The sequence below is a fragment of the Alteromonas sp. 4NS20-0143 genome (assembly GCF_057542855.1).
Genome location: NZ_BAAJLR010000006.1, coordinates 267,217 through 280,711, shown reverse-complemented (window position 1 = coordinate 280,711; position 13,495 = coordinate 267,217). Strand labels below are relative to the sequence as shown.

The window sequence follows — 13,495 nt, the reverse complement described above, 5'->3', positions numbered from 1 at the left end:
ACTAGTCTTCCCTTGTTACTCGTAATACTTCTTCAAGTGAGGTTACCCCAGACAGCACTTTTCGACAGCCATCTTCTCGTATGCTTGGCGTAGTGGCTCTTATGTAACGCTCGATTGCCTGTTCGCCCACACCCTCATGCATCATTTCTCTCACGCGCTCATCAACAAGCAGCAATTCATGAATACCGGTTCTACCGCGATACCCAGTTTGATTACATGCAGCGCATCCTCGAGGGGTATAAATAATGGTGCTAGCATCAGCATCAGTGCCTAATACTTCAAGCTGTGATGCATCGGGTGTGTGAGGTTGTTTGCACTCTTTGCACAAGGTTCTCACCAAGCGCTGAGAGAGCACAGCCAGTAAACTCGACGATAACAAGAACGGCTCAATACCCATATCTTCTAATCGTGTTATTGCACCGGCGGCCGTATTAGTATGCAGCGTAGAGAGTACCAAGTGACCGGTTAAACTGGCTTGAACCGCTATTTGGGCGGTTTCAATGTCTCGAATCTCACCAACCATCACCACGTCTGGATCTTGACGTAATATGGCTCGTAAGCCTCTTGCAAAGGTCATATCTACACGAGGGTTAACCTGAGTTTGTCCAATGCCGGGTAAATCAAATTCAATAGGGTCTTCAACGGTAAGAATATTTCTATCGCGAGAGTTAATCTCACTTAGCCCTGCGTACAAGGTGGTACTTTTACCTGAGCCGGTAGGGCCTGTAACCAAAATAATGCCGTGAGGCTTTCTAATAAGCGAAGAGAAAAAGTCTCTATTTCCCTGAGTCATGCCTAAATCTTCAAGATTAAGGCGTGCATTATTTTTATCAAGTAAACGCAGCACCACTCGCTCGCCGTGACTTGAAGGCATAGTAGATACACGTACGTCTACCGCTCTACCTGCTATGCGCAAGGTGATACGACCGTCTTGGGGCACTCGTTTTTCAGCAATGTCTAACTTGGCCATTACTTTGATTCGCGACACTAACATAGAGGATAGCTTGCGATTTGGGCGCAGTATTTCACGCAATACGCCGTCTACACGAAAGCGCACAACCAGTTGATTCTCGAAGGTCTCGATATGAATATCAGATGCCCCTTCTTTGATTGCCTCACCAAGCATCGCATTGATCAACTTGATGATAGGTGCATCATCTTCACTGTCTAGCAAGTCTTCTGTGTCGGGTAAATCTTCGGCAAGAGCAAACAAGTCACTCTCATTACCTAAATCTTCCATGAGCTGTTTAGCAGCCGAGCTGTCCCGCTGGAAAGCCGTCGTTAAGAAGCTTTCAAACTCATCTGCCGGAATGGATTTAGGAACAAAAGGCTCACCGTAAAAACGACGCACTTCAGCAAATACGTCAAAAGGCGTGTTCTCAGTAAAATACAAAACAGCCGGTGTTTCATTCACTTCTAACAGCACTTGATTGCGCTTCGCGAAACTAAATGAAAGCTGTTTGGGCCCACCTTCTTGTTCAGGAAGACCCTCTTCGGCCATGGCTTCAAGCACTTCTTCTTGTGCTTCAAGTGCCTGAGTAAGTTGTTCGTCTTGCCCTGACATACTAGTCATTATCCTCTAGCGCTTCTTTTTCAGTTAAGTACTCTTCAAAAGAAGGCGGTAGCGACAGCTCGTCGTCCCAATTAGGCATAGTGGGTGTGCGTGAGTTAGGCATCAACGATACGCCGTCTTGCTGGCGTTTAAGCTGTAGAGCACGCATGTAGTTATATTTTCTATGACTAATAGAATTCATGGTTGCGGCATCACGCACAATGGTAGGCTTCAAAAATACCATGAGGTTGCGTTTACGCTTGCTGGTAGAGGTAGATTTAAACAAGTTACCAAGAATAGGAATATCGCCAAGTAGAGGTACTTTTGACACACTTTCTTGAATGTCTTCATCAATCAATCCGCCAAGCACAATAGTGCCGCCATCATCTACAATAACGGTGGTTTTTATTTCACGCTTGTTAATAGAGATGTCCACCGAGGTTGCGCCGCTTACGCTTGATACTTCTTGTTCAATAAGAAGTTGAACTGCATCACCTTCGTTTATTTGAGGCGTTACCTTTAACTTTATACCCACTTCTTGGCGCTCTACCGTTGTGAAAGGGTTTGAATTATTCGCACCTGTTGTTGTACCCGTAATGATAGGAACTTCCTGACCTACGATGAAAAACGCTTCTTCGTTGTCCATAGTAGTAAGGTGAGGAGTGGCAAGAATATTTGAATTGGTGTCGGTGCTAACCGCCTGTACAACCGCGCCCCAGCCATCTTCGATTATACCCGCAATCATGCCGTTGGCGCCGCCAAGTAGGCTGGCTAGATTGGTGAAGTCTCCTTCAATCGTGTCAGTAGAGACGACGACCTCACCGTTTGCGGTAATGTTAGTAGTACTCACTTCTCTATCTTCAGCTTGGCGAAGCGCAACGCCTAACGAGCCAACAGGAATAATACCGTTATTAAACTGTGTACCGCCGCCTTCTTCAGATACCCACTGCACGCCAAGGGTGGTGCCGTCACCTTCAAATACTTCAACAATGATGGCTTCAACCTGTACTTGAGCACGACGAATATCGAGTTGACGCACTACTTCTTCCAGTGAGCGCATCATGTCGGGTTCTGCGGTAATGACAATGGCGTTGGAATCTTCATGGGCGTCAATGCTGATGTCGCGATTCGATGAAGAACGACGAGTTGAGGTGGTAGCGCTGCCTTGTGTGTCTGCCTGAATACTGGCTGAAACACCCTGCAGTACTTTCACCATGTCTTCTGCTTTTGCGTAGTTTAAAAACAGCACGCGAGTGTTGCCGTTAGACTCAAGCTCTTGGTCCATACGTTGGATAAGCGTGATGAGTCGTTGTCGGGCTTTTACGTCGCCGCTCACAATTACGGAGTTTGTTCTATCATCTGCCACAACACGAGGGTCAGACTTGGCGCCCGTATTTGCTTTGCCTTGAGATTTGTTAATGCTTTCAATAATGCGCACCATTTCAGACGCTGAAGCAAATCGTAATTTCACAATTTCGACTTCTTCGTCACCGGCGCGGTCAACACGTTCGATAATTTCGACTAAACGGTTAACTACCGCTGCTCTGCCGGTTAGCATCATGACGTTTGAAGGGTCGTGGCTCACTACATTTCCGCCACCGGCTTGGTCGTTTAGCTGGCGAAGAATAGGGGCTAGCTCGCGAACAGGTACATTGTAAACCGGGACAACGCGGGTAATAAATTCATCACCGTCTTGTTCTGCGCCTTCAACCACCGGAATATTTGAGGTTTTTGCATCTTTAGAGCGTACGACTTTTAAAATGCCGCTTGGCATTTCAACCACAGCAAAGTCGTATACCTGCAGCACGTTTAAGAAAAATTGATAGTACTGCTCTTCGCTGAGCATATCGTAACTGCGCACGCTAATTTTTCCGCGAACGTTAGGGTCGACGATAATGGTTCGCTCTAAGTTTTTACCCACAATATTAATGAATTCGTTAATGTCGGTATCTTTAAAATTAGGCATGTACTCGGCAGCGGTCACAGAGAAACACAGCAGCGCTGTACACACAGTGGTGGCTAAGCGAGATAACAATTTGTGGCTTGTGCGCCTTTTCATTCTAACTTCCTTTATTTCTTAATCTGTAAACGGCCGTTTAAGCTGTATTTCTTGCCTAACTGAAACTTTCTCTAGCGGGAAAGAATGCCAGTTTTTTGTTAGCGTTTTATGACTCAGGCAAGTCGAGGTACAGCGTGGTGAAACTACCATCACGAATAATTGTTAATTCTATCGATTGCGCAGAACGAAGCTCTGATAATGCCTCTTGCGACTGCTGTAGGTCAGTTAAATCCAACCCGTTAATTTGTGAAATCACATCACCGGCTTTAAGACCTGCAGAAGCAAAGAGAGCAGGTTCACGGCCTGGGCTTACTTGATAGCCAATCAGCTGACCGCCCTCAGTTTTTGGTGATATTGAAATAAAATCAGTAAAGTTTGCAGGTCGCTCACGTAAAGCTGCTGTGGCCTCAAGGGCCTCTTCGCTGAGCTCTTGCGCTTGAGCTTCGTCGTTACGTGCTGGCGATGGACCCATACGCTCCTGCTGCTCACGTCTGCGATTCGCCTCTTCATAATCGATACCATCGAGCATGAGCGTTTCTTTGCGGATCCCATTTTTGATGATTACGCGATCGTTATACACCGTTTGCAGAGTAGCATTGGTCCCTTCAATTTTTTCACCCAAACCATACACGGCTTGGCTGTTACTATTTTCTATAATCGCTGTGCCGGATTCTTGCTCCGAACTTGCCACGACACCGGTTAGCGTTAAGTTTAAACGGGTTTCGGGTGCGTCGGTGACTTCTTCAGTTTGGGCTGACTGAGGTACGGCTGCGGCATCTCCGAAAAGATTTAGCTGTTGTATTTTGCCAAGATTGACCCCACTTTTCCCATTAGGCGTACTTATGGGAGCAATGCGTGATGCTGTTGGTGTCGCAGACAGCGATGGTTCAGGTATAATCTGCCACACAAGTTTGGCTGTGAATGCAATTAAATACAGACTTAGCAGAACCACTACAAGGGTGTGTAGCTGTTTTTGATGCTGGTTCACAAAAACAACCAGAGATTGTGGATTGGGTTTATTGAATGTCATGCTGCCACTGATGGTACTGCTTTAAAATAAAGTGAATTTTTGGTTAACCGCGCTTTAGCGAATCCATAATAGCCTAGTAAAGGTTAGGGTCACAACACTAAAGCAACACCGTTACGAAATTATTATATGAACCAATCGAATAGCAACAATACAACACAAAATGTCAGGCTGGACAAGTGGCTGTGGGCTGCAAGATTTTTCAAAACCCGCGCAATAGCTCGAGATATGGTTCAGTCAGGCAAAGTTCACTACAACGGTCAACGTGCTAAACCAAGCAGGAACGTAGAGCTTGGCGCTAGGGTAAAAGTTCCCTCAGGCTTCGATTCTCGTGACATTGAGGTGCTCGGGCTTAGTGATAAACGGTTAAGCGCGCCTCTGGCACAGGAGCTTTACGCGGAAACCGCTGAAAGTGTAACAAAACGTGAAGAAAACCAAGCTGCGCGTAAATTAAACGCTTTTCATAGTCCTAAGCCTGATAACAGACCAGACAAAAAGCAGCGACGACAGATTATTAAATTTAAACAGCAATAATTGCTGTAAACAGGATTAGTTATGAGCGATTTCGACAATTTACACCGCTTTTTATTTACCCAAGCCAATGTGCGCGGTGAGCTAGTGCGTTTAAACGACAGCTTAAAAAACATTGTGCATAGCTACGAGTACCCCGTTCAAATTCAGCAATTGCTTTGCGAGATGGCAGCAGCAACGTCGTTACTGACCGCAACGCTTAAGTTTGAAGGCGAAATTGGCCTGCAGGTACAAAGCAAAGGGCCAGTGAGTTATGCGGTTGTCAATGCCACGCACAATCAAACTCTTAGAGGTGTTGCCCGTTGGGATGAAAGCCTAACCACGTTACCGGAGAGCTTTTCCGAGCTGCTTACCGACGCTGTGCTTGTGATTACCATTACCCCTGATGAAGGTGAGCGTTACCAAGGGGTAGTTGCGCTAGACAAGCCTAGCCTTGCCGAATGCATCGAGGGATATTTTCAACAGTCTGAACAGCTGGCCACCAAGGTTCAGTTAATGACTGACTTACAAGATGCAGAAAGTGCGAAGGCCGCTGGTGTACTACTTCAAGTGCTGCCTGCCCAAGCAAGCGCGACGGATTTGGCTTCAGCAAATGATTTTGAACACATTACTAAGCTTACGGAAACATTAAAGCAAGAAGAGATGTTTTCGCTGTCGGTAGAAGAAATACTGTATCGCTTGTATCACCTAGAAGAGGTAGAGGTGTTCCCGCCTAAGACAGTATCGTTTGCCTGCACGTGTTCAAAAGAGCGCAGTGCTGAAGCGCTTCGACATGTAGAAAAGGCAGAGCTTAACTCTATTATTGAAGAAGAAGGCGCAGTAAAAATGAATTGCCAGTACTGTCATGTGGAATATCGCTTTGACAGTATCGACGTGGAAGCGATTCATAACGGCAACTATGGCGGACCGGCTACAAACCAGTAGTCAAGGTCCTTACGCAGTTGGCAAGGGCAACACGCTCTAGCCATTTAAACGCCATTCACTACGCCCATCAAGAAATGACCGCAAGTCAGGTGGGCGCAATTTACTATTGATTAAAAAATCAACACTGGTCAATGTGTTGATCTTACCCACTTCTTCCCTTTCGTTCTAAATATCAATTTTTGCATGTTTTTTCAGCATCGTTTATTGGCGAAAATGAATATAAACAACGAATGCACGACGCATATTTGCCCTTTTTCAAGAGGGGAAACGCTTTCATGTAATAAAATTACATTATTTTTGAAAGTTGAGCCTGTTTCAGTCTTGTCTCTATTTATAAATGCTCTCTATATACTTGTTTACTTGCCTTTCTTGATAGTGTTACTTTTTTGAAAGGCAATTTGTAATATTACATAAAAGGTAACAACTATGACTGCTGCTGAATCAATTCAGACGGACTTGAAAGTAACACCGCTCACCAATCTCACCTCTGCCGAGCTTATTCAGCGTGCCCTTGAGCGCGGTGAAGGCATCTTAGATAAAAACGGTGCGCTTGTTGTACAAACAGGTAAAAGAACAGGGCGTTCTCCCAACGATAGATTTATCGTAAAAGAACCATCGAGTGAGAATGATATCGACTGGGGTAAAGTGAATAAACCCTTCGATTCAGAGAAGTTTGATGCATTATGGGAACGCGTTGACGCTTACTTATCGACTAAAGAGCACTTTTTGTCACACCTTCAAGTGGGTTCAGATCCAGAACATGCATTGCCATTAGAAGTACGCACTCAAACTGCATGGCAGCATGTGTTTGCTCGCAACTTGTTTATAATTCCTGAACAGTGGAACACGAAAGGTGAGCAGCCTTGGCAGATACTGAATGTGCCTGGGTTTGAATGTGTTCCAGAGCGAGACGGTACTAACAGCGACGGCACGGTCATCATCAACTTTGCTAAAAAACGCGTACTTTTAGCGGGTATGCGTTATGCCGGCGAAATGAAAAAGGCCATGTTTTCAGTACAAAACTTTCTGTTGCCTGCTAAAGATGTGCTGCCAATGCATTGCTCTGCAAACGTTGGCGAAGAAGGCGATGTTACCCTTTTCTTCGGCCTTTCAGGCACAGGAAAAACAACCTTGTCTGCCGATCCTAAGCGCTTCTTAATTGGCGATGATGAACACGGCTGGGCACCTGGTAGCGTGTTTAATATTGAAGGCGGTTGCTATGCAAAATGTATCGACCTATCTCAAAAAAATGAGCCTGTTATTTGGAAAGCGATTAAATTCGGCACCATTTTAGAAAATGTGGTGCTTGATGATACGCGTACACCTGATTACAAAGACACGTCGCTCACTCAAAACTCTCGTGCCGCTTATCCTCTTGAGCATATTGAAAAGCGCGTAGCAGAAAATAGAGGCGGTGAGCCCCGCTCGGTGGTGTTTTTAACCTGTGATGTGAGCGGTGTTTTACCGCCAGTGTCGGTGTTAAGCGAAGAGGCCGCGGCATATCATTTCTTAAGTGGCTATACTGCAAAAGTGGGCTCTACAGAAATTGGCTCAACCAGCGACATAGAATCAACGTTCTCTACTTGCTTTGGTGCGCCATTTTTCCCTCGTCCCGCAGGCGTTTACGCAGAGCTTTTAATTAAACGAGTAAAAGCGTTTGGCGCAAAAGTGTATTTAGTGAATACAGGTTGGACAGGCGGACCTTACGGAACCGGCAGTCGCTTTGATATTCCAACGACTCGCGCGGTGATCGACGCCATTGTTTCAGGTGAATTGGCCGACGTTGAAACCCAGCACATAGAAGGGTTAAATCTTGATGTACCTGTGGCGGTTCCAGGCGTAGACAGCAACCTATTGGTACCTAAAAACACCTGGGCAGATAAGGCTAGCTATGAAGCATTTGCTGCTAATCTTGTTAGCGATTTCCAGCAAAACTTTGAAAAATACGATGTTAACGACGCTATCGTAAAAGCAGGCCCAGGTAACTAGTGACTGACTAACCCGATAAAAAAAGAAAAATAAAAAATACGCTCTGCTTACCCTCAAAGGCCCACACTCTGTTGTGGGCTTTTTTTTTAACATTTTTAACATTATGAATACGTATGTTTATTTTGTTCCCTCACAGGGCTGGGTATTATGAATACTATCAATGTAATGTGGCTATAGCGCTACCTTTCGTGCTCGCCTTGTAAACAAGCTGGCGGTGATGTTGAGAGGCGAGTGAGTGTAGTCTATAAGGAAATGCGCTTATGTTAGCTCGCTTGTCGACCCTGTTTGTCCCTGCTCTTGTTACCGTTTCAACCTTCGTTTGCGTGCCTGCTTTTGCTCACGTAGAAAGTGTTACGTTGAAAGACAGCACCTTGATAGTTGATACCAATACCTATGATTTTTCGGTGTCTGCGGTGGCAGATAACAGCTTTGCTATCACTCTACTTACCGACGAGAATGGCGAGGCATACGACAACCTTCCCAGCATGGCCCTTGCTAATCAGGGCGCATTCTCACCTACCCTTGAAGAAAACATCACCGAGGTGTCGTTAAGTATTGGTAAGAGCTCGGTGGTCATCGACAAAGACAGTCACGTGTTGTCCTATTTCTATGATGGCGAGCTTCGAGTATCTGAGCGTGACGGTTTAACCGCAAGTGCTGAGAAAGTGTCGCTATCTCTCGCTCTTGATGAGAGCGAAATGCTGTATGGCGGCGGACAGCGAGTGCTTGGTATGGACCGTCGAGGTCATACTATGCCGCTTTATAACAAAGCGCATTACGGGTATACCACGTCATCCAATCAAATGTATTTCGGCCTATCTGCGGTGATGTCATCGAAGCATTACAGTGTATTGTTTGACAACTCAGCGTCGGGCGAGCTCGATATGGGAAATACTAATCCTGATGAACTGCGCTTTTCTGCAAAGGGCGGTCGGGCGAGCTACATTGTGGTGCTCGGTGAAAGTTTAAAAGATACTGCCACTTCAACCGTAGCCGTTACCGGCAAGCAGCCCCTTGTGCCGCGCTGGCTGTTTGGTAATTTTGCATCGCGTTTTGGCTACAAATCTCAACAAGAGGTGGCCGACGTTGTATCAGCATTTAATGCCCAAGATATTCCCCTAGACGCAGTGGTGCTAGATCTTTACTGGTTTGGTAAAGATATTATAGGTCACATGGGTAATTTGAACTGGGATAAAGAGGCCTTTCCACACCCTGAAAAGATGATTTCATCCCTAAAGCAGCAAGATATTAAAACGGTTTTAATCACCGAGCCTTTCATACTGACCTCTTCTTCACAGTGGGAAAGCGCCGTCGCTAACAACGCGCTAGCGCAAAAAGGTGATGGCAGCCCTTATACCTTCGATTTTTACTTTGGAAACACTGGGCTTGTTGATGTATTTAGCGAAGAGGGGCAGCAGTGGTTCTGGCAGTATTATAAAAAATTAGCTGCGCAAGGTGTTGCTGGTTGGTGGGGCGACTTAGGCGAGCCAGAAGTGCATCCCGATGATTCTATTCATTTGTGGCATTCTAAAAAGGTAAAAGGACAGGTACTTCACAACGGTTACGGGCACCAATGGGCTAAAATGGTGTACAGCAACCTCCGTGAATTGCAGCCTGATACTCGCCCTTTTGTACTCATGCGCTCAGGCTTCTTGGGAAGTCAGCGTTTTGGAATGGTGCCCTGGACTGGGGATGTAAGCAGAAGTTGGGGAGGCCTTAAGCCTCAAGTGGAACTCGCCCTTCAAATGAGCGTGTTTGGCCTGGCGTATACTCACTCTGATTTAGGTGGGTTTGCTGGAGGTGAGGCGTTTGACCCTGAACTTTACACCCGCTGGCTGCAGTTTGGCGCGTTTTCACCAGTATTCCGTCCTCACGCCCAAGATGCTATTGCCCCGGAACCCGTCTTTCACGACGACCCCGTTAAATCCATAGCCCGTGAATTTATTAAACTACGCTACACCATGCTTCCCTATAACTATTCGTTGGCCTTCGAAAATGCCTTACACGGCACCCCCTTGATGCGCCCACTCGCTTTTGATTACAACCAGAAAACGTGGTTTGAGAATGCACAGAGTTACATGTGGGGCGATGCATTGTTAGTGTCTGTTGTTACTGAGCCTAACCAATCGAGCTGGGATGTTGCGCTACCTAAGGGGGTTTGGTTTGACTTCTTTTCCGATACCCGTTTTGAAGGTGGCAACGTTGTGCAATACCCGTTGCAAGACAACACTTTTCCGGTATGGGTGAAGGCGGGTAGTTTTATGCCCATGTCAGATGAGCTAGCGCGCACCGAAGATTACAACCCTGCTGAGCTGACGGTGCATTACTGGGCCGACGACTCGGTTTCCCACGCTTCCTACACCTTATATGAAGATGACGGGGCAAGCCCAGATTCCGTAAAGTACGGTTTGTATACAGCAATGACATTTACTGCCGAGCATGCTGAGCAACTTAGCTTACATATCGATAGTGCGGGAAGCTACATAGGTATGCCTCAGCGACGTAAGCTTACGATGGTGGTACACGGTCAAGGTACTCGTCCTAAGCAAGTACAGGTAAACGGCGCGTCGAGTGATTTCACGTGGGATGAAAAAGGGAAAACGCTTTCACTTGCAATTTCGTGCGATTATCAGCAGTCTGTAGAGATTAAAATCATGTAATCTAGCGTGCCGTTTTCACGCTTTACGCAAGCACTTTTACTAAAGGGCTTTTACGTAAGCTCGGCTCAATATTTGTCTTTATATACTGGTTTTCATTAGGTGGTTTTCATTAGATGGCTTTTATAAGTTGGCTGTCATGCAATAGCCTTACTTTATGAAAGCCAAATAATGCGTTCTTGAGCCGTTCCACATACCTTGGAGCACGAATGAGCCGCGCACCTGCCACCATTGTTATATTCTCTGGCTTCTTTTTAATTGGTAAATTGTTTTTGCTTTGGGGAATTCTGCTTCCCGACATTGCCGAAAACTTAAACATGACTGAATTGGTGAGCGGTGCATTATTTTCGCTGTTCTCCGTTGGCATGATGCTAGGTGCAATTTTAGGCGGAAAGTACGCCAGTAGGTTTGAATATATGCCCTTACTGGCTAGCCTGTTCAGTGTGAATACTCTGCTACTTGTTTTGGTTTCACTGTTATCTTCCTGGCAATGGTTTTTAGTTTTAGCGGTAGCTATTGGTGTGGTGAGTTCCACCATATTTACAATAGGTCATACCCTCATTGCCCGAATGTACGCTGAAAAACGCTTTACCATGATGGGGCTAATGGACTTTATGTTCAGCCTAGGTACGTTTGCCGCGTCCTTTTTTGTTACCCTGTTGTATCTTGTAGAGCACAACTGGCGCTTGCCCATTCAAGTGTTGGCAGGTGTGATGGCTGTCCTTTCTTGTTACACCTATATCGCTGCCCGCTCTCAAGCAAAAATAGTCTCTGACGCGCCAAAGGCCGAGAAGAAAACCCTCACTTTCGGCGTTATTATTAAGCAGCCCGTGTTTATGTTTATGGCCTTGTTAGCCTTTGGGTACGGTGCAGTAGAATTTGGCAATTCAAATTGGTTTGTCAGTTATGCGCAAAATGGCATTGGTTTTACCGGTGAGCAGTCGCGAAACCTGCTAGCCTGTTTTACCGCTGGAATGGTAATAAGCCGTCTTGTATTTCCTTTCTTATTGCGCTTTCTATCTGTGCACCGCCTTATCATGTTTATGGCAACCACCTCACTGATAGGCGTATTTGTGCTAAAAATTATGCCGTCATTTTATGGCATAGGCGCAGGTAATTTATTACTTGGTTTGGGGTTAGGCGGGTTGTTTCCGTTAATGCTATCGGCAGCGATGAATATAGATAGCGATAACGGGCCTGTGCTTTCCGGTATTGCTATTATTGGTAACTCTACGGGAGTGCAGGTAGCGTCATTTTCAACCGGGCTTTGGGCAAATTTTGCGCCCCTTACCACTGCGTTTTGGGTAATACCTATTGGAGGCTGCGTGCTGTGGTTTGCATCCTACGGGTACAGCAGAATGTTGAAGCAGCGAAGGTAGCAGCCTTTTGCGGTGTGTTTAACTTTTTACTGAAGAATAAGGCATAGAGAACTCAGCCACTAAGCCTTGCTGTGGGTGATTACGCAAACTCACTTCGCCATTATGCGCTTCGACAATACGCCTTATTATGGCAAGTCCTAGGCCGGAACCAGACGAGTTTCTGGCCTTATCTCCTTGGGCAAACGCCATAAACACATTATCCAGTTCGTTTTGAGGAATGCCCGGGCCAAAGTCACGTACTTTGCAGTACACGCGTTTCTCGTGTCGGTTATAAAAGCTGCTAATGGCAATATCATCAGAGCCATATTTAAACGCATTTTCAATGAGGTTATCTATTACCCGCTTCATGGCAATACGGCGAAGGGGAAGCACTGGAATAGGGTTTAGCTTTAACTCTATATGGTGCTTTTCGTCTAAATGCCTAGCCTGAACTAAATCTGCGATAATAGAGTTTAAATCGGTTTCTTGTGTTACTTCTTCGGTGTCGTAGCGGGCGTAGTCGATGAACTGATCGATAATAGCGTTCATATCCTCAATATCATTCACAATCCCGTCTTTTATCCAGTCTTGATCTTCTGGCAGCATTTCTGAGGCCAAGCGAATGCGGGTTAAAGGCGTTCGTAAGTCGTGAGATATGCCGGCTGTCATTACGTTTCGGTCGGTTTCGAGCTGCTTTATGCCTTGATTCATGCGGTTAAATGCCCGCGTTACCTGGATCATTTCAGTACTGCCCTGCTCGCGAAGTGGGACAGGGTGCTCACCTTTGCCTACCGAAATCGCCGCTTTTTGAAGTGCCGATAATGGCCTAGTCATGCGTCTTACAAACAGCCAGCCTCCAGCGACACTGAGAATGCCGATTACCATAAGGTACATAGTGAGCGGAGAGATATTCGCTTCGTTTAGCCCAGAAATTGGAATGGATATCCACGTGTCGGGGTAGCGATTTAGCGAGATCCATACGGTGTAAGGAGCATTTTCATCATTCGCTTGAGATTCGGTACTAATGCGAACGTCGGCAAGCTGATTAATATTGTCACTGACTTGAGAGGACATAAAACCATAATACACTGCCGTTTCTAATCCGTTTTGTCGCGCCACACTTTCATCCAACACCCGAACCTGTGTTTCGTTGAAATAGGCCGTTCGGCTTTCCTGATTACTGACCAGTAAGTCATTGGCCAATACTGACTTTACTTGAGTGGCGAGCAAACTATTGATTTGTTGGTAGCTAGGCTGAATAAAATAATAAGTAACAGAAATGTACGACACAATTTGGTTAATAAGCAGCAATACGCCTATCAGCATAACGGTTTGCCCGAAGGCACTTTTAGGAGTTAGGCGCACGTGGAATACACCTGCGCGGATTGCTGCTGGGGC

Annotated in this window: 9 protein-coding genes; 5 read left to right on the top strand and 4 right to left on the bottom strand. The window is 46.0% G+C overall.

Annotated features, from left to right (window positions below):
• Position 1: 1 nt before the first annotated feature.
• From gspE to gspC, 3 genes are all read right to left on the bottom strand, one after another.
• A complete protein-coding gene (gspE, locus tag AC27HD_RS14180) occupies positions 2-1,564 on the bottom strand; it encodes a type II secretion system ATPase GspE (protein ID WP_032095341.1) in 1,563 nt (520 codons plus the stop codon).
• A gap of 1 nt (position 1,565) precedes the next feature.
• On the bottom strand, positions 1,566-3,611 hold the full coding sequence (gene gspD, locus AC27HD_RS14175) for a type II secretion system secretin GspD (protein ID WP_487106642.1): 2,046 nt from the start codon (positions 3,609-3,611) through the stop codon (positions 1,566-1,568).
• Between the two features lie 106 nt (positions 3,612-3,717).
• Entirely contained in the window at positions 3,718-4,641 is a 924-nt protein-coding gene (gspC, locus tag AC27HD_RS14170) for a type II secretion system protein GspC (RefSeq protein ID WP_032095343.1), read from the bottom strand.
• A gap of 126 nt (positions 4,642-4,767) precedes the next feature.
• Here gspC and hslR point away from each other — a divergent pair, with 126 nt between their 5' ends.
• The 5 genes from hslR to AC27HD_RS14145 all read left to right on the top strand — a co-directional run bounded on the left by hslR (position 4,768) and on the right by AC27HD_RS14145 (position 12,118).
• Positions 4,768-5,172 carry a ribosome-associated heat shock protein Hsp15 gene (gene hslR / locus AC27HD_RS14165; protein WP_032095344.1) on the top strand — a complete coding sequence of 135 codons (405 nt, stop codon included), beginning with the start codon at positions 4,768-4,770 and terminating at the stop codon, positions 5,170-5,172.
• A gap of 21 nt (positions 5,173-5,193) precedes the next feature.
• Positions 5,194-6,093, top strand: coding sequence for an Hsp33 family molecular chaperone HslO (gene hslO / locus AC27HD_RS14160; protein WP_487106639.1), 900 nt, complete (start codon positions 5,194-5,196; stop codon positions 6,091-6,093).
• A gap of 426 nt (positions 6,094-6,519) precedes the next feature.
• Complete coding sequence (locus AC27HD_RS14155; protein ID WP_487106637.1) at positions 6,520-8,082, top strand: phosphoenolpyruvate carboxykinase; 1,563 nt, start codon at positions 6,520-6,522, stop codon at positions 8,080-8,082.
• A gap of 260 nt (positions 8,083-8,342) precedes the next feature.
• Complete coding sequence (locus AC27HD_RS14150) at positions 8,343-10,742, top strand: TIM-barrel domain-containing protein (RefSeq protein WP_487106635.1); 2,400 nt, start codon at positions 8,343-8,345, stop codon at positions 10,740-10,742.
• A 206-nt stretch (positions 10,743-10,948) separates the two neighbouring features.
• Positions 10,949-12,118: an MFS transporter gene (locus AC27HD_RS14145; protein WP_487106633.1), complete on the top strand. Its 1,170-nt coding sequence runs from the start codon at positions 10,949-10,951 to the stop codon at positions 12,116-12,118.
• Positions 12,119-12,136: 18 nt separating this feature from the next.
• On the opposite strand, the gene envZ is transcribed toward AC27HD_RS14145, so the two are convergent.
• A complete protein-coding gene (gene envZ / locus AC27HD_RS14140; protein WP_032095348.1) occupies positions 12,137-13,462 on the bottom strand; it encodes a two-component system sensor histidine kinase EnvZ in 1,326 nt (441 codons plus the stop codon).
• Between the last annotated feature and the right edge of the window lie 33 nt (positions 13,463-13,495).

Bases quoted from the DNA above. Each gene is read 5' to 3' on its own strand.
- gspE (WP_032095341.1), bottom strand. From the start codon at position 1,564: ATGTCAGGGCAAGACGAACAACTTACTCAGGCACTTGAAGCACAAGAA.
- gspD (WP_487106642.1), bottom strand. From the start codon at position 3,611: ATGAAAAGGCGCACAAGCCACAAATTGTTATCTCGCTTAGCCACCACT.
- gspC (WP_032095343.1), bottom strand. From the start codon at position 4,641: ATGACATTCAATAAACCCAATCCACAATCTCTGGTTGTTTTTGTGAAC.
- hslR (WP_032095344.1), top strand. From the start codon at position 4,768: ATGAACCAATCGAATAGCAACAATACAACACAAAATGTCAGGCTGGAC.
- hslO (WP_487106639.1), top strand. From the start codon at position 5,194: ATGAGCGATTTCGACAATTTACACCGCTTTTTATTTACCCAAGCCAAT.
- AC27HD_RS14155 (WP_487106637.1), top strand. From the start codon at position 6,520: ATGACTGCTGCTGAATCAATTCAGACGGACTTGAAAGTAACACCGCTC.
- AC27HD_RS14150 (WP_487106635.1), top strand. From the start codon at position 8,343: ATGTTAGCTCGCTTGTCGACCCTGTTTGTCCCTGCTCTTGTTACCGTT.
- AC27HD_RS14145 (WP_487106633.1), top strand. From the start codon at position 10,949: ATGAGCCGCGCACCTGCCACCATTGTTATATTCTCTGGCTTCTTTTTA.